Source organism: Haemophilus sp. CCUG 60358 (assembly GCF_001679485.1).
Classification (GTDB): Bacteria; Pseudomonadota; Gammaproteobacteria; order Enterobacterales; family Pasteurellaceae; genus Haemophilus_D.
Genome location: NZ_LZOZ01000001.1, coordinates 215,565 through 240,584, shown reverse-complemented (window position 1 = coordinate 240,584; position 25,020 = coordinate 215,565). Strand labels below are relative to the sequence as shown.

The window sequence follows — 25,020 nt, the reverse complement described above, 5'->3', positions numbered from 1 at the left end:
ATCAAAGAAGCAAGCTTCTTTATGTTACCGTTCGACTTGCATGTGTTAAGCCTGCCGCCAGCGTTCAATCTGAGCCATGATCAAACTCTTCAATTCAAGTTCAATCGCTCAATACTGCTGACATAAAATGTCACTACTTAAAAAGTATTATGAATTTCTAGTTAGCACCTATTAAGACTTCAAAATTAAAAAATATTTTTAAAACAAGTCAATCAACAAGTGCCCACACAGATTGTCTGATATATTGTTAAAGAGCAAAAATAAATTGGTCGGCGAGATAGGATTTGAACCTACGACCCACTGGTCCCAAACCAGTTGCGCTACCAAGCTGCGCTACTCGCCGTCAGATTTCTCAATTAAGAGAATATGGGGTGGCTAATGGGATTCGAACCCACGACAACTGGAATCACAATCCAGGGCTCTACCAACTGAGCTATAGCCACCATTGATTAGTTGTTCATCGCATTGACTTTCTGGCGCGCTCGACAAGATTCGAACTTGCGACCTTTGGCTCCGGAGGCCAACGCTCTATCCAACTGAGCTACGAACGCGTTACTGCGTCGTTGCAGGGGCGTATATTAATGATTTCACAATACCTTGTCTAGCACTTTTTTGAAAAAAAATATCAAAAGATAAATTTTTGTTCAATTTGTATAGAATTTATTATTTATTCGTCTATTTTTAGTGCTAAAGAATAAAAAAGGATAGCAAATTGCTATCCTCTTTATTTAGTTTATTGCTTATTACGGCGTGCTCGACGTTTCATTCTTCGTACCCATCGAGTGATTTTCCACGCTTTTGTAATTGAATAAGCATAAAGGAAGAATAGCACGATAAACGCAATGAACATTGCCCATTCATTAATATAGAAAATTTCACCTAAGATCCCAATTGCTGCACAAATTGCCGCAAATAAGGTAATTAATAAAAAGGCTTGGCGAGAGGTTAATCCTGCACGAACCATTAAGTGGTGTACATGTAAGCGATCCGGACGGAATGGACTTTTTCCTTTGCGTAAACGGCGATAAATGATGGCCACCATATCAATTAAAGGAACAGCAATAATCCAAAGTGCGGTCACTGGATTCATCGGATGTCCTTTTCCTTGCGTACTTAAAAGTAGAATCCAAATAATAGTAAAGCCGATTAAAGTACTTCCTGCATCCCCCATGAACACTTTATATTTTGGCCCAAACGGAATCCCTAAGTTTAATAATAAATAAGGCAGAATCGCGACAATTAAGCCAAAACTCCAATATGCCATATCCATCTGTCCATCACGGAACATCAAGATACCGATGGCAGCAAATGAAACAATAGACAACCCTCCTAGCAATCCATCAATACCATCAATCATATTAAAGGCATTAATAATCGCGATTGTGGCAAATACGGTAATAATCAATCCGATAGAACCAAGTGTTAATTGGAATGGCCCGAGAATTTGGCCTAAATGATCTAAATAAACATTACCTAAGTCGATCATTAAAATTGCAAGCACCGCTTGAATTCCTGCACGCAAGAAAGGGCTAATATCAAAGCGGTCATCTAAGATACCGATTGCGAGTAGAACAAAGATACTGAATATATAAAGATAAGGTAAACGAAGTTGATCCCACTCCATTAAATAATAGCAAAGGTTTCCCATAAAAAGAGAAACACCGCCAATAAGTGGAATCGCACCTTGGTGACGCTTACGATAATTTGGTTTATCAACCAAGCCAATTTTATTCGCAATTGGTCGCATCACAAGCAAGGTTAAAAATGCTCCTAAGAAAGTTACAATAAGACTTAGCATAGTTTGTATCCTAAAAATTTTTTGCAAAGGATAACATAAAGAAAAATCAGCACACAAAGATTTTTCTCAAATTCAGTTTTTTAGTACAATATGCCTGCCCACTTTTAATATAAGGATTAAAAATCATGACAAAATCAACCGCACTTTTCTCTCGTGCACAAGAAGTTATTCCTGGTGGTGTAAACTCCCCTGTTCGTGCTTTTAAAGGCGTAGGTGGCACACCCGTATTTATTCAAAAAGCCAAAGGCGCTTACATTTACGATACCGAAGGCAAACAATATATCGATTATGTGGGTTCTTGGGGGCCAATGATTTTAGGTCACAATCACCCTGCCATTTTAGATGCGGTATTAAAAGCTGCTGAAAATGGTTTAAGCTTTGGCGCACCAACACCGTCTGAAATTGATTTAGCAGAATTGGTCTGTGAAATTGTGCCATCTATTGAAATGGTTCGTATGGTAAGTTCAGGTACTGAAGCAACCATGACTGCCATTCGTCTTGCGCGTGGTTATACAAATAGAAGCAAAATCTTAAAATTTGAAGGTTGTTACCACGGCCATTCTGATTCACTTCTAGTAAAAGCAGGATCGGGGGCGTTAACACTTGGTCAACCAAGCTCACCAGGTGTGCCTGAAGATTTTGCAAAACACACTTTAACTGCAGAATATAACAATCTTGATTCTGTTAAAAAATTATTTGAAGAATTTCCTAACGATATTGCTTGTGTGATTATTGAACCTGTCGCAGGCAACATGAACTGTATTCCGCCAAAAGAAGGTTTCTTACAAGGCATTCGCGAAATCTGTGACCAATATGGTGCACTTTTCATTATTGATGAAGTCATGACTGGTTTCCGTGTTTCACTTGCGGGTGCACAAGCTTACTATGGTGTAACACCTGATCTCACCACATTAGGTAAAGTCATTGGTGGCGGTATGCCAGTGGGTGCTGTTGGCGGTAAAAAAGTGATTATGCAACACCTCGCACCAACCGGCCCTGTTTATCAAGCAGGTACTCTTTCAGGTAACCCGATTGCAATGGCGGCAGGTTTAGCCTGTTTAACCGAATTGAAAAAAGCAGGTAACGAGCAACACCTTGCAGAATTAACCACTAAACTTTGTGACGGCTTAAAAGCATTAGCTCAAAAACACAATGTGCCATTTGTGATTAATCATGTAGGCGGCATGTTTGGTATTTTCTTCACTGACCAAAAACAAGTTACTTCTTATGCAGAAGTCATGAAATGTGATACCAAAAAATTCAAAGTGTTCTTCCATAAAATGCTTGATCAAGGTGTTTACCTTGCGCCTTCTGCTTTTGAAGCAGGCTTTATGTCTTTAGCACATACAAATGAAGACATTGAAAAAACGCTTGCTGCCGCTGATATTGCATTTGCCGCAGTGGCTTAAATATAAAAAGTGCGGTTAAATTTAACCGCACTTTTTTATTTCATACTATAAACGTTCATAGAGTACGTTTTCTAACAATCCCCTTTCCTCTTCGGTTAATGCTGTGCCTTTTTCATTTGTCAGAATGAAGAAGTCTTCGGCTTTTTCCCCTACAGTCGTGATTTTTGCATTACAAATATTGAGTTTTAACTCGCTAAAAATTTGACTGATTTGAGCCAATAAACCGGGTTTATCTAAAGCTACCACTTCTAATTCGGTATGCTCTTTTTTAGTTTCTTTCAAAAAACGCACATCTGTTTTTACGGTAAAATGTTGCAACTGTCGATTATTTGCAAAAGACATGGATGGCAATTTTTCACCTAATAAAACAGAGGTTAATACCGTCTCTAATTCTCGGCGACGTTCTGAACGAACCAATTCACCATTTAATTCTGTGATGATAAAGCTATCGAATACGTAGCCATCATCGGATGTTAAAATTTGTGCATCATGAATACTGAATTTTTTCGCACCAATGGTTGATACCACTTTATTAAATAAATTGGTTTGATCAGGACAATAAACGAAAATTTCTGTTCCGCCGGAAGAAAAACGGTTACTGATTTTAACGAGTACTTCACCATCAAATTCAGCTAATAACTCTGTATGCCACGCAATTTGTTTTGGACTATTTCGTAAGAAATAATCAGATGGGCAACGCTGCCACAAAGCTGAAATTTTCTCTTCAGATAATTCTGGTTGTTCTTCGGATAAAATTGCCAACGCCAATTGACGATTTTCAAGGATTTTTTCTTCATTATCTAATAGCAAATCCATCCCTTGTCGGAATTGTTGCGCCGTATAATCGTATAAAGAGGCAAAAAGAGAACGCTTCCAGCTATTCCATAATGTGCCATTTGTCGCACAAATATCCGCAACGGTCAGACAAGTGAGATAATCTAAACGAACTCGATTTTGCACATTTTCCGCAAAGTTCATCACGACTTCCGGATCATGAATATCTCGACGCTGTGCGGTAATTGACATGAGCAGATGTTCTTTCACCAACCAGATCATTGTTTCAATTTCTCGACGATCAAAACCATGCAAACGAGCAAAGTCAGCGATATCTTCAGCCCCTAACTCCGCATGATCCCCCCCTCGCCCTTTCGCGATATCATGGAAAAGTGCGGCAACATAAAGCAAAGTGCGGTCAGAAATTTGACCAAATATTTGATGGCAAATGGGATGAGATTCTGCTTCGTCTTCAGCTAAGAAACTTTCCAACTTCAACATCACTCGCAAGGTATGCTCATCCACAGTGTAAATATGGAAGAGATCAAATTGCATCAAGCCTTCAATTCCCTGCCATTGTGGCAAATAAGCCGTTAACACACCATATTGGTGCATTGGAAGGAATGCTCGCTGAATCGCTTTCGGTTGATTAAATAACCGAATAAACTTCTCCCTTGCTTCAGGAATATCACATAATTTCTGCGTCAAACTTTCCAACACAATCTGAAGTTGGCGTAATGTTGAGGAATGAATTTCGGCTTGTTCATGCTGCGTAAGATAGAAAAAAAGATCCAAAATACGATCCGGTGAACGTAAAAACACGTCTTCCTTACGTAAACACAAACTTTGATTCACTAATTCAAAATTCTTATCCAAAGGATGAATAGAGAGCTCGCCATCTGTTGATAAAAAATGCTCTTTATAGTGCTTAATCAGGATATCGGTCAAACGAGAAATCGTGCGTAAAGCTTGGAAAAAACGTTTCATCATTTTTTCGACACCATGATTTCCCTCGCCTTCAAAACCAAGCATCTCGCTCACTTTAATTTGACGATCAAACAGCAGTCGGTTGTCATAACGTTTTAAAATCAAGTGCAAAGCGAACCGCACTTTGAATAAAAATTCTTGGCTGTCTAATAATTGTTGATGTTCTGATGGGTAAATAAAACCGCTTTCCAAAATGCCATCAAGTGTCATTTCTCCTGTGTGGCGTAAGGCGATCCAATATAAAAGGTGAAGATCCCGCAAACCACCTGGGCTGTATTTTAAATCAGGCTCTAAATTGTAACTGGTGTTGTGATAACGCTGATAACGTTCAATTTGTTCTTGTACTTTGGCATCAAAGAATGATTTTACCGCCCAAAAATCTGGCTTTTTCAGTATTTCCTCTAAAGCATTGAAAAGGGATATATCTCCCGATAAATAACGTGACTCAAGTAAATTGGTGGCAATAGTAATGTCTTGTTTACCTTCCTTTTCACATTCTTCTAAAGAACGAACACTGTGCCCTACGTCAAATCCACAATCCCACAAGAACTGCACAAACTGAGCAATTTTTTCTTCCGTTTCAACGCCTCTTTCTTCTTTTGAAAGAATAAGAACATCCAAATCAGATAAAGGAAAGATTTCTTGTCTTCCGTACCCACCTACTGCAATTAAGGTAAGATTAGCTTTATCTAATTCAAATTGCTGCCAAAGCTGTTTTAACAAATCATCACAAAATTGTGTACGGTTAGCAATCAGCTCAAAAACAGAATAATCAGAAAAATGCTGACGTTCCAATTCCTTTAAATTTTCACGCTGAATTTTGACCGCACTTGGCGTGAGTGGAGAATCGAAATGATAAGGAAAAAGCATACTGTTCTCTTAATTAAATAAAAAGCCCATAAAAATGAGCTTTCAATAACCATGATGGGAATTAATCTTTGTCAAAGATCCAATGGAACACTGAACAGAGCCAAAAGACACCTAGTACAACTGCACCAATTGGTAGTGTAACGAAGTAGCCAATCCACACTAAAGCTATTACAGGCTCTCCTTCTCCTATCACCTCAAAAATAATAAGGGGAAGGCACGCAAAAAATACGATAACTAAACTGATCAGAAGGAAAGTTCTAAATCTCATCGTAAATCAAATTTCCTTTTAATGCTTTAAATATTGACCATCATACGTTGAATTCGACCTTCTGCAATTTCTTCATCACGGATTGTCATCACTTCACAACCGTTTTCGGTAACCACAATTTGATGCTCATATTGCGCTGAATGGCTACGGTCTTTGGTTTTTACTGTCCAACCATCGCCCATAATACGCACTTCTTTTTTACCCGCATTAATCATTGGCTCAATGGTGAATACCATACCCGGTTTTAAAATCACACCGCCATCATCCGCATAATAGTGTAATACTTGCGGTTCACAGTGGAATTCAGTTCCCACACCATGGCCACAGTACTCTCGTACTACGCTAAAGCCTTGGCTTTCAGTATATTTTTGTACCGCTTTACCAATTTCATTTAAACGAATACCCGGCTTAACCGTACGTAATCCCACATAAAGCGCTTCTTGTGCCGCTTCAACCAATTTTTGGCTACGAATATTGGTTTCACCCACGACATACATTTTAGAGTTGTCTCCGAAATAACCGTCTTTAATCACGGTCACATCAATATTGACAATATCGCCCTGTTTTAATTTTTTATCGTCGCTTGGAATACCATGGCAAACCACTTCATTTATAGAAATACAGGTTGCTTTCGGGAAACCATGATAATTTAAGCAAGCAGGAATTACTTTTTGTACATTCACCATATAATCGTGACAAATACGATCCAATTCTCCCGTCGTCACCCCTTCTTTTACATAAGGTTCGATCATAACCAAAACATCAGATGCTAATTTACACGCTTCACGCAACTTAACAAGTTCTTCTTCAGTTCTTAATGGAATGCCCATTATTTCTCCTTATTTAATTCTGATTTATTCGGATATAATAGCACTAATTCCGTGAAAAATCTTGAATGAATTAACAGGTTATTAGATAATACAAAGATTATTTTTAGGAAAGTGGGGATAGAGATATGTCAGATTTAGATATGGCCGTGCCGCTAACTTTTACTGATGCGGCAGCCAATAAAGTAAAAAGCTTAATTACCGAAGAAGAAAACAATGAATTAAAATTACGCGTGTACATCACCGGTGGTGGCTGCAGCGGTTTCCAATATGGTTTTACCTTTGATGATAAAGTCAATGAAGGCGACCTGACGATTGAAAAATCCGGTGTGCAATTAGTCATTGATCCAATGAGCTTACAATACTTAATTGGTGGCACCGTTGATTATACTGAAGGATTGGAAGGTTCTCGTTTTGTGGTGAACAATCCAAATGCAACCAGCACCTGTGGCTGCGGTTCGTCATTCAGCATCTAACATGGATTTTCAATTTACCCATTATCTAGGCAATGTGCATGCCAAATGTTCGATGGAACACATTGCGCTAGCCAATTGGTTTAATTCTGAAGTGCGGTCAAATCCTCAAGCGTTTTTGACCGCACTTTCTGCCTGTAAGCAGATTAAAAATAATGATGAAGTCACGCTGATTGGTTCTGAATACACGCTTTTTATCAATACCGATGAAGTGATGATTCGCGCCAATAACCTTGCGATTGAAACAGATGAAATTTTAGAAGACGACTTCCATTATTATGATGAAGAAAGCATCGCCTTCTGCGGTACAACAGACTTCATCCACTTTCTTAATGCTTATTTTGAATTTATTGCTTAACCTCATTCTCTGAAGCTAATATTATGTCGGAAACGGAAAAAACCTCACCAGAGCAACAAGAAACGCAAGCGCCAGATAAGCGCCGTTCTTGTAAAATCTTTTTAGCTAAAGCAGCCTTTACTTTAGGGACGCTTGCCGTATTTTATGGTGGCTATTTAGACTGGCAAATTCGCTCCAAAATGGATGGCCAAATTTGGCGTTTACCGGCAGAAGTGTATAGTCGTTTAGAAAGCGTAAAACTGTCTGATAACCTTTCTTTTGACGAAGTGATTCAAATCTTACTCGATAACGAATACCGTCAAACGACTATGATTGCAGCACCGGGCGATTTTAAACTCGAAGAGGATACCATTGTATTACTTCGTCGTGCGTTCCCTTACCCTGACAAGCCTGAACCACAACGTGTATTACGTTTACGTTTTACGGATAACAAACTTTCTCGTATTGAAGACTTAGTCAACGTAAAAGCGGTTGATGAATTCCGTCTTGCACCTAAATTAATTGCGATGTTGGAATCAGATAATGAAGATCGTTTAGCGATTCCGTTACAGCAATACCCTCGTTTACTCATCGATGCCTTATTACTTACAGAGGATCGCCGTTTTTATGAGCATAACGGGATTAATCCAGTGGGGATTGTGCGAGCAATGATTGCCAATATTAAAGCCGGTCAAACGGTTCAAGGCGGCAGTACACTCACTCAGCAATTAGTTAAAAATCTATTTTTATCCAGCGAACGTTCTCTGACACGTAAAGCCAATGAAGCCTTAATGTCATTAGTATTAGATTGGCGATATGATAAAAACCGTATCTTAGAAACCTATCTTAACGAGATTTACCTTGGTCAAAATGGTGATATTCAAATTCACGGTTTTGCGTTGGCGAGCCAATTCTATTTTGGTCGTTCTATCCGTGAAATTAGCCTAGACCAAATTGCCCTTTTAGTTGGCATGGTGAAAGGACCATCCCTTTATAATCCATGGCGAAATCCACAATATGCACTCGATCGCCGAAATGTGGTGTTAAAACTGATGCTTGATCACCAAATGATTGGGGATGAGCTTTATGAGATGTTGAGTAAACGTCCATTAGGCGTGCAAGCTAAAGGTCAAATTTCACGTAAATACCCTGCTTTCATCCAAACCTTACAAGCGGATCTTCGCCGTCAATTAGGGGAAAACAAAACGTCTGCACTACTTGGTGCGAGAATTTTCTCCACCATGGATTTAAAACAACAGGCACAAGCTGAAAATGCCGTAGTGAATACGGTTAATCAGTTACAACTACAAACTAAAAATCCACATTTAGAAGGTGCAATGATTGTCGCGGATTATCACTTAGGTGAAATACGTGCGGTTGTCGGTGGATTACAAACAGAATATGCCGGATTTAACCGTGCCTTAATGTCAAAACGTCAAATTGGTTCTTTAGTAAAACCATCCATTTATTTGACCGCACTGATGAATCCGGAACAATTCCGTTTAAATACACCAATTCAAAACCAACCAATCACGATTTATGTTAAAGGTAGCCAACCTTGGCAACCTCGTAACTACGATCGCAAATATAGCGGTTCAGTGATGTTGATGGATGCCCTTGCTCGCTCGCTAAATATTCCAACGGTAAATATTGGGATGAAAGTTGGCTTAAGCAAAGTGATTGATACGCAAAAAGCCATGGGTTGGGATAATGTAGCCATTCCAAAAGTGCCTGCAACCTTGCTCGGTTCTTACAGTATTTCACCTTATGATGTAACCAAACTCTATCAAACCATTGCAAATCAAGGTGGCAAAATTGAGTTAAGTACCATTCAAAGCATTGCAGATCGTCAAGGAAATATTATTTACGAACACAATACAGTGCCGGATCAAGTGGTGCCGAGAGAAGCCGCTTATCAAACCTTATATGCGATGCAACAAACCGTAGAACGTGGTACTGCGCGTAGCTTACAAAATGATTACGCGGATCTTCGTCTTGCAGGTAAAACAGGCACCACCAATGATGCCCGTGATACGTGGTTTGTGGGTATTGATGGTAAAAATGTTAGCACCATTTGGCTAGGTCGTGATGATAACGGTGAAACCAAATTGACGGGTGCCTCTGGTGCATTACAAATCTATAAAGATTATTTAAACCGTGTTGTCATTGAAAAACTGAAACTCGGTCAACCTTCTACCATTAAATGGGTTGGCATCAATGCTTACGGCAGTTGGAGTTGTGGTAGCAGTCGAACGATTCCTGTGTGGATAAATAAAGATCAAAACTTCTGCGCTTCTGCACCAACGACGAGTACGGCGACTGCTACCGCTGCACAAACTACGCAATCGCCACAACCTGAGCAAGCAGAATCCGCAAAACAAGAAAGTGTATGGGATGTGTTAGATAATAAAGCGCCTGTTGAAGAAGCAGCACCCGCTCAATAAACCCGCTTATTTTTGACCGCACTTTTATATCTCCATAAAGCGCCTAACAAAGGCGCTTTATTCTTTTAAGCATACAATCACCCTCTAGACATTTCCGACTCTTGTAAATTTTTTGATCTCCATCACAAAAATTAAAATTATTTATTGTCATTTCACTGATATCAAAAGATAATTATAAATAGGAATTAATTTCATTTTAGGTAATGAGGTAAATAGACGATGCTATCCCGTTCTATTCGATTTTTCTTTTTAATTTTTTCACTCGCCTTCTCTTCTTCACTCTTTGCGCAAGACAACTACCAACAGTGGGTTAATGATATTACGTCCCGCTTAGACAAAACGGCTCAACTTGTCCAGCAAGGTAATACCGATGATGCGCGTACTGAAGTGCAAATGGCTTATTTTGAAGTGTTTGAAAATCTAGAAGGTCCGATTCGTATCAATTTCTCCGCACAAAAAAGTTACCAAATGGAAGCGACTTTTGGTGAGATCCGTAAAATGATCGGTGAAGGCAGTTCACAACAAGAGATTCAAGCTAAAATCGATCAGCTCAAAAAAGAATTACAAGAAGTGTTGCCATCATTGATTGAAGGTCATCAGCTCAATGCCGATGGTCAACATGGTGTTTATGATAATCAAGAGATCGCCCCTTATTGGCAACAAAGTTTTAAAACCATTGATGATTTGCTCGCTCAAGGGCTCGAAGCGTATCAAAATGGTGATCTCGCTAACGCGAAAAAATTGTTCCAACAAGCGCAATACGACGGCTATAAAAATTCAGAAATGGAAATGTCCATTCGCCAAAATCGCTCTGCAGAAATCTCAGCGGCGATCAATCAACAATTTTACAACATCATCCGTTTAAGTGAACAAGCCGATCAAATCACAGAGATTGGCTATCAAAGCACGCAATTATTACAAGATATTGAAGAAAACTTGCCTAACCTGCCAACGACACGTGAAGAACAAAATGTTCAATCCAATGCCGCGCAGCAAGCAACAGATAATCAACAAGAACAAGATTGGAATAAGATTAAACAAGAGATCAACCAACGTATTCAACAAGCTATTGCGCTCTATCAACAAGGTGAGAGCAAAAAAGCGATTCTTTCTGTGCAAGACACCTATTTTGATGTGTTTGAAAGCAGTGGCATGGAGAACAAAATTGGCTCTCGTGATAGCAATTTTAAAGCAGAACTTGAAGGTTACTTCACCCGTTTAGTCAGTTTAATGAAAGCTGAACAAGGTGATAAGTTACAAGCACAAGCTGATGGTTTAGACCAGAATTTAACTAAAGCCGTTGAAATGTTACAGGGCGGAGAGCAAAGCGATTGGTCGATGTTCTTATATAGCCTTTTAATCATTCTTCGTGAAGGTTTGGAAGCCTTATTAATTGTTGCGGCTATCGTGACTTACTTAATTAAAAATAACCACCAAGATAAATTGCCGGTTATCCGTCAGTCTGTTTATGTGGCATTAATTGCCAGTGTGATTACCGCATTTATCTTCCAGCTTATCTTTGAAAATTCAGGTCAAAACCGCGAATTGCTCGAAGGCTTTACGATGATTTTTGCTGTAGTCATGCTGTTTATGATGAGTTACTGGTTATTGTCTAAAGTCGAAGCACAAAACTGGAAACGTTATTTAGAAGGTAAACTCTCTACGGCCCTCACTACAGGCTCACTCATTGGCTTATGGCTTACCAGCTTCTTAGCCGTATATCGTGAAGGGGCGGAAACGGTATTGTTCTACTATGCCCTCGTGGGTGATGCGAAAAGTGCGGTCAGTTTTATTTACCTTTTCGCAGGTATCATTGTCGGTGTAATTATTCTTACCATTTGCTACTTCGTGATGCGTTATACCGTGGTGAAATTACCGCTTAAACCATTCTTTATGTTCACGGGTTCTTTTATGTATTTAATGGCCTTTGTATTCGCCGGTAAATCTGTTTTAGAACTCATTGAAGGCAAACTTTTCGAGCCAACGCTGATTAGCGGTGTGCCTGAAATTTCGTGGTTAGGTATTTATCCTTACATGGAAACCCTAATACCACAAGCAATCTTACTCATCGCAGCCGTATTTGCTCTGTTTATTATGAAATATCAAAGCAAAAAAGCCGCGTAATACCCAACAATCCTTTAGGAGAAAAACAATGAAAAAAGCACTTTTAGCAACAGCATTATTTGCGGGTATTTTTACCGCGTCTACTGCAAACGCATTCCAAGAGTACCCAATCGGTGAAGCGGTTACCATGAATGAAATGGAAATTGCAGCGGTTTATCTCAAACCAATCGATATGGAACCACGTGGCATGGGTTTACCTGCTGCGAAATCAGATATCCACTTAGAAGCGGATATCCACGCAGTAAAAGGTAACAAAAATGGCTTTGGTGATGGTGAATGGATGCCTTACTTAACTATCAACTATACTTTAGTGAATACCGATACTGGTGAAAAACAAGAAGGTACTTTCATGCCAATGGTAGCAGGTGACGGTCCTCACTATGGTGCAAACGTGAAAATGATGGGCGTGGGTAACTATAAATTAACTTACCACATCGATCCTCCATCAAAAGCAGGCATGCACCGTCATACCGACTCTGAAACGGGTGTAGGTCGTTGGTGGAAACCATTTGATGTAAGCTATGAATTCAAATTCACTGGCATCAAATAATCTCAGGTAAATATTGATTTTACCACTTGCCTTCCCTTGTTTGTCAGGGGAAGGCAATAGCATTTCATTTAACCTTAAAATATCGTCTGTTTTATCCTATTAAATGGTCAAACTATGAATTATTTTTTTACTTTCCTGCTTCAAGCACTTTTACCTTTTTCATTATTGCTCGGTGTTTATCACAGTAAACAATCCACTGTAAGTGCAAAAAAAATAATTTGGCTTAGCCTATTCGGTTTTATTGCCGGTATCGTACTGCGCCTTAGTTTACCTGCGGGACAAATAACCAATTTAATCGTCAATGCGGTGATATTAGCGCTATTGATTATCTTTGCCTTATGTTTAATTTTCGGCAAAGGTCGCTTACCTGCCTTTTGGCAAACGGTATTAATGCTCATCGCTGGAAGCTTCTGGGCAAAAGATCCTAATATTACTGCCCTCGTTTCTACTGATGTTATCAATACCGATTCGATCTTACATATAAGTGCGGTCATTTTTGCCTTTGTTTTTTGTTTATGCTTACAAGGCTGGATCGATTTACTTCTAAAACAAGCGGTAAAAACACAACAAAAATCAACCGCACTTTTAAAAGGTGCTATTAGCCTTCTCTTAGTTTGCTTGCTTGTTCCACTTATCGGTGAACTCTTATTAATTTTAATGAAACTTCAGGTGCTTGAGCTTACCAAGCCTCGTTTAAGTTTTGTTGCGAAATCAGGCGAAATCACTCGTTGGTTAAATTACATTTGTGCAGCATTGCTCTTAGTTGTACTTGCCATCTTTTACGGCAAAATTCATTTATCACGCAAGCAACAAGTTAATACCACACAAGAACCGATTGAAAAACGCCAAAAATTAGCTGCATTACGTACGTCCTCTCACTTACTTGGTTGGGGATATTTAGCTTTAGCAATTACTTTTGCAACGCAACTTTATTGGGAGCAAATTGCTTCTCGTCCTCCACAACTTTCAGAGGCAATTCCTGTTACCTTAGATGAAAAGCAACAAGTTCATATTCCAATTGAGCAAGTAAAAGATGGCAAATTGCACCGTTTTGTTTGGATTGCTGATGATGGTAAAGCTGTACGTTTCTTTGTTATTAATCGTCAGCCAGACAAATTGAGTCTAGCCGCGGTATTTGATGCCTGCTTGCTTTGTGGTGACCAAGGTTATGTGATGGAAGGCAACCAAGTGGTTTGTGTTGGTTGTGGCGTACATATGTTTATTCCATCTATTGGTAAACCGGGTGGCTGTAATCCTGTACCGATTGAGGATTGGCAACAAACTGAGGCTGAAATTCTCATTAATCGAACCGGCTTAGAAGAAGGGCTGAATTTATTTAGCACGATTGTTGAAATCGATGTAAAAGATCCGATTAGTGGCACCCAAATGAAAAATACTAAAACGGAGCACAAATACAATTATGAAGGTAAAACTTACTTCTTTGAAAGCGAGAAAAACCTCGATTTATTCCGTGATAACCCTGAAAAATATTTAGGTAAGGGGGAATAATGCTAGCAAGAATGTTATTCCAATCTTGGCGTTTTAGCATTAAACGTAAACTGTTAGCCGTTATTACTATTTTCTTAGCGGCTGGCTTAGTCTCTGCACTCTTGGCGGTATCCATTGATATTGGTGACAAGATGGCGAAAGAGCTGAAATCTTATGGTGCTAATATTTTGGTTGAGCCTGCAAGCAATGCAGCCTTGCCTGGCGAACTCAGTCATAACACTGATTTAAGCAGCCAAGATTTCCTTGATGAAAAAGAACTGCCGAATATTAAAGATATTTTTTGGCGAAATAACATCGTGGGATTCGCTCCATTGTTAAGTGCAAATGTAAAAGCAGAAATTCTTTCTGCAAAAACGCATGAAAAATCGACCGCACTTGAACAAATTAATGTGCTTGGTACATTTTTCGATCACAACATTCCTGTACCAGATGAAGACGATTTCCATACGGGGCAAAAAATTATTAGTCCTTATTGGCATGTTGAAGGGGAATGGGTCAACGACCTTGAAACGCCTGAAGGTGAATTTATTCCTGCACTCATTGGTGAACAATTAGCACAACGAACTGGCCTAAAACAAGGCGATAAAATCAAGCTTCACTATCAAAATAATGAACTTAATAATCAAAGTGCGGTTGAAATTACCGGTATTTTATCTACAGGTGGTGCTGAAGATAATCAATTAGTCATGCCACTCAGTGCTGTACAAAAATTACTGGGTTTAGAAGGGAAAATTCAATCAGTTAAAGTCTCTGCGCTTACCGTGCCTGAAAATGACCTTTCTCGTAAAGCGCGAGCCAATACCGATGCGTTAGATGCCGAAGAGTACGATCGTTGGTATTGTACAGCTTATGTTTCGTCTATTTCACATCAGTTAGAAGAAGCCATTTCTGGTGCCATTGTTCGCCCAATTTGGCAGGTTGCGGCGTCAGAAGGTGTCGTCATTGGTAAAATCCAGTTATTGCTTGCTGTCGTGACTCTTGCTGCCTTAATCGCCGCTGCTATGGGCATTGCCTCATTAATGAGTACTGGGATCATTGAGCGTTCAAAAGAAATTGGTCTGATGAAAGCCTTAGGCGCATACCAATGGCAAATCGCCTTATTATTTTATTGCGAAGCCATTATCAGTGCCTTAATTGGTGGTTCGCTTGGTTGTATTGCTGGTTGGGTCTTAGCAAGATTTATTGGTTCGGCCCTATTTGGCGTTCCGCTAAGTTTTGCTTGGATTGTAATCCCTTGCGTATTAATGCTGTCTATTTTAATTGCTGTGGTGGGCACTTGGTTCCCAGCCCATCGTATTGCCAAACTTTACCCTGTGGAGGTGCTGTATGGCCGCCAATAAAAGTATGTTTTGGCGTTTAATCTTCCAAGCATTACGCCTACGTTTACAACGGGTATTTATTATCTTCTCTGCGTTGACTGTCGGTGCGTCTATTGTTACCGCAATGGCAGCAGTATATTTTGATATTAATACCAAAATGAGCCAAGAGCTCCGTACCTTTGGGGCAAACTTTTACATTGGTGCGGCCAATGGTGGTTTGATGAAAGAGCTCCAATTAAAGCAAATTCTTCATCATGCACCGGATAATTTCATCACAGCAGCCAGCCCTTATTTATATGGCGTAGCGCGAAGTGATTTAGAAAAAATCGTTATTATGGGCGTGTGGTTTGAAGATATGCATGTTCTCGCGCCTTATTGGCAAATTACCGGGTCAGCTATTAATGTCAATTTTGACGATCGCAATGCCATGATTGGTAAAACCTTAGCTGAACGCCTTAATTTAGGCGTTGGAAGTAAATTAAAGCTTTCTAAAAATGCTGTTGAAAAGCATGAATTCACGATTAAAGCGATTGTTGAGGCGGGCGATGCCACAGATAACATGTTAATCGTCAGCTTAGAATTTGCACAAAGTTGGTTGGATAAAGAAGGATTGGCAAACAACGCCTTGCTCAATGTCAAAAATGAACAAGGTAACGTCGCACAATTTGCCCAAGACATTATGCAAAGTCAACCCGATCTAACTGCCCGCCCAATTCGAAAAGTCTCAGCTTCTGAAGGGCAGATTTTAGATAAAATCAAAGGATTGATGGGCTTAATCTCATTAGTCATTTTGATTCTCGCCACCCTTTGTGTGAACACCACGTTAATTGCGATTGTTGGTGAGCGAGCAAAAGAATTTGCACTACAAAAAGCCTTAGGTGCCAAACAAAGTGACATCATTAAGCAAATTAGTACCGAGATTCTGATCATTGCACTTTGCGCAATTGTCGCGGGACTGATTCTCGGCTACATCTTGGCACAACTACTTGGATTAACCGTATTCAAATCTTATATTGATATGCGTCTGCCGGTTATTCCAATTACTATCGTCTTATCGTTATTGGTTGCCTTTATTGCGGTGATTGTACCAACCAAACGCGCTTTAAATATCCAAACCGCAAATGTGTTAAAAGGGGAATAAAATGAGTGAATTTGTGATTGAAACGCAACATTTATATAAACGATTCGGGCAAGTCACTGCTTTAGAAGATATTAATATTCAAATTCGCCAAGGTGAGTTTATTGCCATCATGGGCGCATCGGGTTCAGGTAAAACCACACTCATGAATATTCTGACTGGCTTAGATACCGCCAGTGAAGGTAAAGTGATTTTAGACGGCGTTGATGCGGCACAACTAGATGAAGTGGGTCGTCAGCGTTTTCGTGCAGAAAAAATTGGTCTAGTCTTCCAACAATTCCATTTGATCCCTTATTTGACCGCACTTGAAAATGTGATGCTAGCACAGCACTATCACAGTGTGATTGATGAAGCAGCGGCTAAAGCGGTGCTTGAACAAGTGGGATTAGGTCATCGTATTGATCACCGTCCAAGCCAACTTTCTGGAGGCGAACAACAACGCGTGTGTATTGCTCGCGCATTAGTGAACCAGCCGCCTGTTATTTTTGCCGATGAACCTACGGGTAACCTTGACGAAAAAAATGAAGCGCTTGTACTGGATTTACTACAAGAATTAAATCGCCAAGGTAGAACCATCGTTATGGTTACACACAATCCTGAATTGGGTGAGTTAACCGATCGTGTTATTTATCTCCATCACGGAAAATTTGTAAAAGAGGACATTAATGAAAAATAAATTCGTAAAACTACTCGCCATAAGTGCGGTCATTTTCGGCAGTGTTTCTTGTAAAGATGAGGTTGCTGCAATTGGTCAAAAAGCACCAGATATTGCAGCCTATGATTTACAAGGTAAAGAAGTGAAACTTGAGGATTGGAAAGGCACTCGCTTACTGACATTCTGGTCTGAAACCTGTGGTCGATGTGTCGCTGAGTTAAAAGAATTTGAAAAATTGGCTGAAGCTAATCCAAATAAGGTTCAACTTATCGCTATTAACGTAGATGGGGATAAAGTGGATACCAAGGCTGTAGTCGCCAAACGTCAGCTTACGTTGCCAGTTATCAAAGACCAATTAAAAATCACAGCAGAACGCTATCAGCTTATCGGCACGCCAACAAGCTTTGTGATCACACCTGAAGGCAATATTCAGGCTAAATATGAAGGGGCGATTCCCGCAGAAGATTTAGATAGATTATTTAAAGGCTAGCCAAAATGCAAAAACGAATTTACTTACTCTCTACACTTTTACCCGTTTTAGGCTTTTTATTTGCCACACCCGCGCTTTCTGCCGAAGCTGACTTAGTGAAAGCTGAAAAGGTATATAAACGCTCTTGTGCTACTTGTCATGGGAAACAAGGCGAAAAACCAGCAATGGGTGAGTCAAAAATTATTAATCAACTAAAACCAGAAGAAATTTCAACCGCACTTTCAGAACGAAAAGCGGGAAATATTACTGGTGCAGGAAGCCCTGCAAAACAACGTTTAAGCGAGCAAGATATTCATAATTTAAGTGAATATATTCAAACACTAAAATAAATTTTGATATTTATCGAAACTAATTTTAAAATAGGAAGTCTAAAAGAGGGCTTAGTTTTTTCAAGCTAAGAAATTTTTTTATATTAATAAAGGATTGTTTATGAACAAATTCACTAAAATCAGCGCAACTGCATTATTTGCATTATTCTTAACTGCTTGTGATAAACCAGCAGATAAACCAGCTCCGGCAAAAACTGAAACTACTCAGCCTGCACCAGAAGCTAAACAAGAAGCAGCAAAACCAGCTGAAGCGACGCCTGCTCAAGAACAAGCAGACTACAACAAATTACTTGAGTGGAATACCCAACAAACTCAAGCACAAATGGCTGCACAACAAAAACTTCAATCTGATTTAACTGCTGCGGTTCAAGCAAAAGATGACAAGAAAATTGAAGAAGCAATCAAAACTTTCAACAAAACTATTGAAGATACTATCGTAAGCTTAGATAAATTAGAAGTTGCTTCACCTTCAGTGAAAAGCATCAAAGATCAAAATAAAGAAGTGCTTACATTATCAAGCGAATTGTTAGTTGATCAATTAAACTTAGCAACTAAAGCACCAACTGAAGAACAAACTAAAGCTCACCAAGCTAAAGTTGAAAAACTACAAGCTGCAGTAGCTAAATTACAAAAAGACGGTGCTGATTTAGCACAAAAATTTGCGCCTGCAGCACCAGCTGCTCCAGCTGCGAAGTAATTAAGCGTTAAAGATGAAAAAACCTTACTGTAAAAAGTAAGGTTTTTTATAAAGCTAATTTAATGCTATACCTTTAAAATATACCTAGATTTATTTAATAATGCATGTGTCTGTATCAGGATAAAAATATTTTAAATAAAATACCCCATCATAAAAATTCATGCCCATATATTGCTTATCTTTACAATAATCTCTATCACCTACCTTAATAAACCCTAGAGATAATATAAAATCATTTAACTCATTATAATTAGTCTCTTTTATAGTGAATGTTACTGATGCATATATTCTGTTACTATCAGATATATCAACAATCCTCTCTTTATACTTATCCAACACAAGACTATAAATATCTTGCTTTTTTTATCATTCTGTTCCTTATGTACATAACCATTACTTAAGGTATATAAGAGGAAAATAAAGAAACAAGATAGAAATGAAAATTTCAATATTTTACTCACTTAAATTTCTCCTCATACCTACTAGAAGTTAGATGTATAAAATCTCTTAACACATCCACAAATCGCTCTGTCACCCCATCCCAACGATCTAAATATAACGCAGGCTCAATCAACTCTAATTCATTCAATAAAAATATATTGTTAATAATCGTTCCATCTACTCGCGCATAGACAGGCATCTCTGGCAATTTATGTAAAACATAGCGTGCTGTTTCAATAATATGACGATCAACCTCAACAGGGACAATTTCAACTTTATATTGTGAATTCGCTCGCCATTCATTTTGAGGTGGCTGTCGGCGAATAGCATGGCTAAATACGCCATTGAAAAAAATCAAACTGGTTTCACCATTTGTGGCTACTTCAGGAATAAACGGCTGTAACACAACTTGCTCACCATACGCAAAAAGATCGGGGAATGCTTCACCTTGTTTGAGTTTTGTCACCAAATTACCACTTTGCCCTACAGCGGGTTTAATAACAAATTCAGGCCAATCTTGGCGTTCAAGTGCGGTCAAAATTTCAGATGTTTTTGCTGAACAAATAAGGGTTGGAATAACATTGATGCCCCAATTCTGCAAATCACATAGATAGCCTTTATGGCTATTCCATAACATTAATTCCGCAGGATTGATGAACGCATTCTTATGCTGTTTCATCCATTGAATAAATTCATTGTAGAAATTCGCATAATCCCATGCTGCTAAAGGCAGAATAAAATGACTCTGTAATGTTTCTTGCCAAGGCAAAAATTGAGTAGGAATACCTTGATTAGAAAGTTGTGTTTGAACAGGAATAAGATTTTGAGGGACCGAAGGATACGTTTTACAAGTGGTAATCGTAAGCATAGTAAATAATAACGGATTTAAACATAAAGAAGATGCGCCAATTATTTAACTGGCGCATCGATTTCAAAGATTATTTTACTTGAGCAAAATATTTTTCAAGACGACCTTTATTCGTCATTGATTTCTTCTCAAGATCTTTCACTACTTTCTCTGCTTGTTCTTTGTTTGGTAGATTATCACCCACTTGAATCACACCATTCATATTCATTGAACGATGTACTGGGCAGGTATAAACATAAACACCTTCTTTATCTAAAGTGATTGTGAGTTCCTGATCTTCTTCAGATTGGAATTTTTGTGCGCCTTCAGGAATCGCTTTACTGTGTACAAAGTGGCTTTTATTTTCTGCACGAAATGTCACCGTATCACCTGGTTGTACTTTTAAATAACCCGGTTCAAAAACCATTGAGCCTTCACTGTTTGAATTCAACATTTTGATGTCATAATGTGCGGCTTGAGCAGCAAAACTTAATCCTAATAATGCTGCAAGTGCGATTTTTTTCATTTTCATTTCCTTCTTAAGAATGCGCTGATTTACGTTGTGGACGAACCACCGGCAAACCTGCACTACATTGTAATAATTCAACGTTTACACAATATAAACGATTAATGGTTTCTACTTGTAAAACATGATGAGCGTCGCCCACGCCTTGCACTTTACCTTCACCAAGTAAAATCAACTCATCTGAAAATTGAGCAGCAAGACTTAAATCATGTAATACCATTATAGTAATCAGATTTTTCTGTTTCGTATAGGTGTAAACTTCTTCTAATAGATTAAGCTGATGATGCATATCTAACGCACTCACCGGCTCGTCCAACATTAAAATCTGTGGCTCACGTAATAAAACCTGGGCAAACATCACCATTTGACGCTGTCCCCCACTGAGATTCAGAATATCACGATGGGCTAAATGACCAATACCTAATTGAGCCATAATGCTTGCTGCTTCAGTAAGAAGTTCATCGCTTACTCGCATCGTTAGACTATCCATTCGCCCCAAAAGGACAACTTCAAGTGCGGTCAAACTTGCATCTACTCGGCTATCTTGAGGCATATAGCCAATGGGTTTACGCCAATCGGCTAACTTCGTCTGTTCTAGCTGTTTGCCTTGATAGGTAATCATTCCTTCATGTGGTAATTCACCAAAAATGGTTTTCAGCATAGAGGATTTTCCTGTGCCGTTTGGCCCAAGTACCGTATACACTTTGCCTTCCTCAAAACGGACATTAATGTGATCCGCAACGGTGAGATCACCTCGTTTTACCGTAAGATTCTTTAATTCTAACATTATTGTCCCCGCTTGTTATTTAAAATAATCCAAAAGAAGAAAGGCACCCCAATAAACGAGGTGACAATCCCCACGGGGAATAATGCGCCAGGGATAATGACTTTGGATAATACCGAAGAAAGAGATAAGAATGCTGCACCAACCAGCATGGCTCCCGGTAAGAAGAAACGTTGATCTTCACCAAGCAACATTCGAGCAACATGTGGTGCAACTAAGCCGATAAAGCCAATCACGCCCACAAAACTGATTGCTGTCGCCGTCATCATAGCGACGAGAACTAAAACCTTAATACGTAATACTTGCAAATTGATGCCAAGACTCGCCGCACGATCTTCTCCTAAACGAAGTGCGGTCAATTTCCAAAGCTCTTTTGAAAGTAATGCAACACAAATTGTAGTGACGACAATAATGATGATTAAACTTTGCCACGTCGCTTTATTTAGACTACCAAATAGCCAGAATAGAATTTGTTGCGAGACTTCCGGCGCCGAAATAAATTGCACTAATGAAAGTAAGGATTGGAAAATAAAGAGCAATGCGATCCCTACCAACACGAGCATTTCAGAGCTAAAACGACGTTTAGAGGCAAATAAGAAAAGAATTCCCGAGGCAAGCATGGTCATAACAAATGCACCAATTGGCACGGCAACTTGTGCGGGTAAACCAAAGCTTCCGAAAGCAATCACTATAGAGGCACCAAAACCTGCTGCGGCAGCGAGACCTAATGTATAAGGACTTGCCATTGGGTTATTTAATAAGGTTTGGATCTCTGCCCCACCTACAGCTAGTGTTGCCCCGACTACAAGCGCCATCAATGCCATGGGTAAACGTAAATTATGCACAATATTGTTCGTCATTTTATCGACTTCACCGATGCCGAATAAGGCATTCACGACTTCTGACACGGATAGCATAGCAGGGCCTGTCATCACATCAAGGATAAGACTGACCACGCCAATAGCAAGAAAAGATAAAATAACAAACCAGCGTTTGCGTTCAAGCTTACGCTGGTTAGCCACAATATCTGCTACAACAGAATTGTTTTTCATGAATTAACGTTTCCCTTATTTGGTTTCAGGGAAAAGATAAATCGTACCTTCCGGGGTAACCGGTAAGTAGTTTTTATAGAAGTTTAAGTAAGTTTGTTGAGGATCTAAATCTTTAAACAGATCAGGATAAGCGGCTTTAGCCACAAACTGAACAGAAGCACTGTCTGATAAAGTACGAGAGTTCGCATGATAGGCTGCATAAACACGGTTGTTTTTCACTGCCGGTAATTCAGCCCAACCTGCACGATGTTTGAATGCGTTTAAACGACGTTCCGCTTCGGCTTTTTCAATACCAAAGCCCATTACCATACCGTCTTGATTTTTCTTCAATTCAGTTTCACGGCCTGTAATAATAATTGCATCTGGTTTCGCAGCTAATACTTTTTCAGCAGCTAATGTGCCCCATTTGCCAATTTCTGCAGGCGCCACGTTTTCTGCACCAACGAGGCTAATCATTGAGCCCCACATGCTAGAGAAGAACGTCATCCCTTGTTCAGCTGGGCCACCACGACCAAACTCCACATACACTTTCGGTTGTTTTGCTAATTTTGCATTTTTAACCGTAGTCTGGATATGTTCAACAATGTCTTTGTATTCTTTCGCAATTTTTGCTGCGCGATCTTCCTGACCTGTTAATTCTCCAATAATTTCAGTAGATTTAATGTGCTTATCTAAGGTTTGAGCGTTGTAATCTAATACCACAATTGGAATGCCCGCTTCATTGATGGCATCTAAATCAGATCCTAGCATTTCGTACTGCCAATCTGCTAAGACTAAAAGATCCGGTTTTAATGAAAGCACTTTTTCCACAGAGAACGTGCCTTCTTCTACTTCACCTACATCATCTAATTGATTCAATTTTGGTACCGCTTTGCTGAATAACTCCCAGCTTGCTGGTGCCCAAGAAGACCATACTTTCTTAGAAAAACCGACAACGTTATCTAACGCTTTATCACCTCCAACTGCCATATAATCTTGGTAATAGAAACCAAGTACCACGCGTTTTGCTGGTAAATCAACGGTGACTTCACGATCAAGTATATCTTTTACTTTCACGGGATCAGCATTGGCAAAACCAGCACTTAAACCAAGAATAGTGGTAATCGCTAAAGTTGAAAAACGTTTTTTCATAAGAAAAATCTCCTGAGTAAAATTAAAAAATAAATGATAATAATTATCGGTGCGAATAATACCGAAAACGATTGCTAAATTCAACTCAGGCGATTACTTATTCTTCGTAAGCTTCGTCAGTTAATGTTTTTAAGAATGCTTCTAATGCTTTAATCTCTTCATCTGTAAGCGGTTTTGCTTTTAAAACATCAGGATTGATGGTTTGAGCATATTCGGCTTTCTCCCACGCTTTTCCTGTTTCAGGATTGATTTTACGATTAGGATTATTGAAACTGTCTTTAAATAGTAAAACGGTTTTTAAATCGCGGAAAACACCGTTATGCATATAAGGCGCAGTAACACCAATATTACGCAAAGTTGGCACTTTAAATTTGCCTTTTTGCTTTTCATCACCTTTCACCATAGGATTATCCAATAGTCCATTATCCACAAAATCGGCAGCTAATTTGTTGTGCTTAATTAATTCTTGGTTACTTGGCACGCCGATATTGTAATAGCGATAATTCGTAAAGATTTCTTTTGCTGAATTCGCTTCACTTGATTGGTGGCAGTTACTGCAGTTTGTTCGTGTTTTATCGAAAAATAATGCCTTACCTTCGGCTTCAAGTGCGGTCAATTCTGCTTCACCTTTTAGAGTGCGATCATATTTTGAAGAGAATTGCGCAAATAAGTCATGCTTTTCGAACTCCGCAATGGCTTTTTCCATAATGGCATAGATTTTGTCGGTATCTGCCCAAATGCTTTCGCCATAAACATCCGTAATTGCCTTGTAATAAATTGAATTCGCTTTTAGACGTTCGACAATCGATTTTTTATCTGGCATGCCCATTTCTACAGGATTAACTGGTGGACCACCAGCTTGCTCGGCTAAATCTTTTGCACGTCCATCCCAGAATTGTCCACCCACATAATCTTGAATTTTTTCATCAAAATGAAAATCTGGTGAAAACATCGCATAAAGTGCCGTGTTGGCATTACGATTGCCATGAAGATGCGGATTATCCCCCTCGGAGACCATTTGATTTGCCGAATTTTTACGTTGATCCACAAAGGCGGTACCCGGGTTGTGACAAGTTGAACAGCTTTGTGTTTTATTAAAAGAAAGCGATTTATCAAAAAACAGAACTTCGCCCAATCCTTGATAATTCAATTCTTTTTTCTTAGCTTGATCAGCTAAGGCATAATTGCTCTGCATCAAAGGTGCAAACAATAAAATAGAAAGCCATTTTTTTTGCATCGTG

22 protein-coding genes, 3 tRNA genes and 1 rRNA gene are annotated in these 25,020 nt (G+C 39.2%); 13 read left to right on the top strand and 13 right to left on the bottom strand.

What is annotated here, in order from left to right; genetic code table 11:
• The 5 genes from A9500_RS01130 to wecA all read right to left on the bottom strand — a co-directional run.
• Window positions 1–96, bottom strand: a 16S ribosomal RNA gene (locus A9500_RS01130); the annotation flags it as partial.
• A gap of 170 nt (window positions 97–266) precedes the next feature.
• Window positions 267–343 (bottom strand) — tRNA-Pro (locus tag A9500_RS01125).
• A gap of 24 nt (window positions 344–367) precedes the next feature.
• Window positions 368–443, bottom strand: a tRNA-His gene (locus tag A9500_RS01120).
• 31 nt (window positions 444–474) lie between these two features.
• Window positions 475–551 (bottom strand) — tRNA-Arg (locus A9500_RS01115).
• A 182-nt stretch (window positions 552–733) separates the two neighbouring features.
• Window positions 734–1,798 (bottom strand): UDP-N-acetylglucosamine--undecaprenyl-phosphate N-acetylglucosaminephosphotransferase, encoded by a 1,065-nt coding sequence (gene wecA, locus A9500_RS01110; RefSeq protein ID WP_065243581.1) that lies wholly within the window; start codon window positions 1,796–1,798, stop codon window positions 734–736.
• A gap of 125 nt (window positions 1,799–1,923) precedes the next feature.
• Between wecA and hemL the strand changes: the two genes are divergently transcribed.
• The gene (hemL, locus tag A9500_RS01105; protein ID WP_065243580.1) at window positions 1,924–3,207 is read left to right on the top strand and encodes a glutamate-1-semialdehyde 2,1-aminomutase; all 1,284 of its coding nucleotides are present in this window, start codon (window positions 1,924–1,926) and stop codon (window positions 3,205–3,207) included.
• A 45-nt stretch (window positions 3,208–3,252) separates the two neighbouring features.
• Here hemL and glnD read toward each other — a convergent pair whose 3' ends face one another.
• Together glnD and map are read right to left on the bottom strand one after the other, a co-directional pair.
• Window positions 3,253–5,838: a bifunctional uridylyltransferase/uridylyl-removing protein GlnD gene (glnD, locus tag A9500_RS01100; RefSeq protein ID WP_065243579.1), complete on the bottom strand. Its 2,586-nt coding sequence runs from the start codon at window positions 5,836–5,838 to the stop codon at window positions 3,253–3,255.
• Window positions 5,839–6,132: 294 nt separating this feature from the next.
• Entirely contained in the window at window positions 6,133–6,936 is an 804-nt protein-coding gene (gene map, locus A9500_RS01090) for a type I methionyl aminopeptidase (RefSeq protein WP_054418940.1), read from the bottom strand.
• Window positions 6,937–7,061: 125 nt separating this feature from the next.
• Between map and erpA the strand changes: the two genes are divergently transcribed.
• The 12 genes from erpA to A9500_RS01030 all read left to right on the top strand — a co-directional run bounded on the left by erpA (window position 7,062) and on the right by A9500_RS01030 (window position 18,998).
• Window positions 7,062–7,409 carry an iron-sulfur cluster insertion protein ErpA gene (erpA, locus tag A9500_RS01085; protein WP_049369279.1) on the top strand — a complete coding sequence of 116 codons (348 nt, stop codon included), beginning with the start codon at window positions 7,062–7,064 and terminating at the stop codon, window positions 7,407–7,409.
• 1 nt (window position 7,410) lies between these two features.
• Entirely contained in the window at window positions 7,411–7,764 is a 354-nt protein-coding gene (locus tag A9500_RS01080) for a YacL family protein (protein WP_065243577.1), read from the top strand.
• Between the two features lie 23 nt (window positions 7,765–7,787).
• Window positions 7,788–10,187, top strand: coding sequence for a penicillin-binding protein 1B (gene mrcB / locus A9500_RS01075; protein WP_065243576.1), 2,400 nt, complete (start codon window positions 7,788–7,790; stop codon window positions 10,185–10,187).
• 219 nt (window positions 10,188–10,406) lie between these two features.
• Window positions 10,407–12,311 carry an FTR1 family protein gene (locus A9500_RS01070; RefSeq protein ID WP_065243575.1) on the top strand — a complete coding sequence of 635 codons (1,905 nt, stop codon included), beginning with the start codon at window positions 10,407–10,409 and terminating at the stop codon, window positions 12,309–12,311.
• Between the two features lie 28 nt (window positions 12,312–12,339).
• Window positions 12,340–12,861: an iron transporter gene (locus A9500_RS01065; RefSeq protein ID WP_005696223.1), complete on the top strand. Its 522-nt coding sequence runs from the start codon at window positions 12,340–12,342 to the stop codon at window positions 12,859–12,861.
• Window positions 12,862–12,975: 114 nt separating this feature from the next.
• Window positions 12,976–14,370 carry a Fe-S-containing protein gene (locus tag A9500_RS01060; RefSeq protein WP_065243574.1) on the top strand — a complete coding sequence of 465 codons (1,395 nt, stop codon included), beginning with the start codon at window positions 12,976–12,978 and terminating at the stop codon, window positions 14,368–14,370.
• Window positions 14,370–15,710, top strand: coding sequence for an ABC transporter permease (locus tag A9500_RS01055; protein ID WP_065243573.1), 1,341 nt, complete (start codon window positions 14,370–14,372; stop codon window positions 15,708–15,710). Before A9500_RS01060 ends, A9500_RS01055 begins: the two co-directional genes overlap by 1 nt.
• On the top strand, window positions 15,697–16,830 hold the full coding sequence (locus tag A9500_RS01050) for an FtsX-like permease family protein (RefSeq protein ID WP_065243572.1): 1,134 nt from the start codon (window positions 15,697–15,699) through the stop codon (window positions 16,828–16,830). Before A9500_RS01055 ends, A9500_RS01050 begins: the two co-directional genes overlap by 14 nt.
• A 1-nt stretch (window position 16,831) precedes the next feature.
• Window positions 16,832–17,503, top strand: coding sequence for an ABC transporter ATP-binding protein (locus A9500_RS01045; RefSeq protein WP_049375077.1), 672 nt, complete (start codon window positions 16,832–16,834; stop codon window positions 17,501–17,503).
• Entirely contained in the window at window positions 17,493–17,972 is a 480-nt protein-coding gene (locus tag A9500_RS01040; protein WP_065243571.1) for a TlpA disulfide reductase family protein, read from the top strand. Before A9500_RS01045 ends, A9500_RS01040 begins: the two co-directional genes overlap by 11 nt.
• 5 nt (window positions 17,973–17,977) lie before the next feature.
• Window positions 17,978–18,301, top strand: a complete 324-nt coding sequence (locus A9500_RS01035) for a c-type cytochrome (protein ID WP_054418925.1) — start codon at window positions 17,978–17,980, stop codon at window positions 18,299–18,301.
• A 100-nt stretch (window positions 18,302–18,401) separates the two neighbouring features.
• Window positions 18,402–18,998, top strand: coding sequence for a lipoprotein HlpB (locus A9500_RS01030; protein WP_065243570.1), 597 nt, complete (start codon window positions 18,402–18,404; stop codon window positions 18,996–18,998).
• Between the two features lie 457 nt (window positions 18,999–19,455).
• On the opposite strand, the gene A9500_RS01020 is transcribed toward A9500_RS01030, so the two are convergent.
• From A9500_RS01020 to A9500_RS00995, 6 genes are all read right to left on the bottom strand, one after another.
• Complete coding sequence (locus A9500_RS01020; RefSeq protein WP_065243568.1) at window positions 19,456–20,307, bottom strand: RimK family alpha-L-glutamate ligase; 852 nt, start codon at window positions 20,305–20,307, stop codon at window positions 19,456–19,458.
• A 70-nt stretch (window positions 20,308–20,377) separates the two neighbouring features.
• Window positions 20,378–20,812, bottom strand: a complete 435-nt coding sequence (locus tag A9500_RS01015) for a pseudoazurin (protein ID WP_049373308.1) — start codon at window positions 20,810–20,812, stop codon at window positions 20,378–20,380.
• Window positions 20,813–20,825: 13 nt separating this feature from the next.
• Window positions 20,826–21,599 carry an ABC transporter ATP-binding protein gene (locus A9500_RS01010; protein ID WP_049367980.1) on the bottom strand — a complete coding sequence of 258 codons (774 nt, stop codon included), beginning with the start codon at window positions 21,597–21,599 and terminating at the stop codon, window positions 20,826–20,828.
• On the bottom strand, window positions 21,599–22,648 hold the full coding sequence (locus A9500_RS01005; protein ID WP_065243567.1) for an iron ABC transporter permease: 1,050 nt from the start codon (window positions 22,646–22,648) through the stop codon (window positions 21,599–21,601). Before A9500_RS01005 ends, A9500_RS01010 begins: the two co-directional genes overlap by 1 nt.
• Before the next feature lie 15 nt (window positions 22,649–22,663).
• A complete protein-coding gene (locus A9500_RS01000; protein ID WP_049385162.1) occupies window positions 22,664–23,779 on the bottom strand; it encodes an ABC transporter substrate-binding protein in 1,116 nt (371 codons plus the stop codon).
• Window positions 23,780–23,876: 97 nt separating this feature from the next.
• Entirely contained in the window at window positions 23,877–25,016 is a 1,140-nt protein-coding gene (locus tag A9500_RS00995) for a cytochrome-c peroxidase (RefSeq protein WP_065243566.1), read from the bottom strand.
• Window positions 25,017–25,020: the final 4 nt, after the last annotated feature.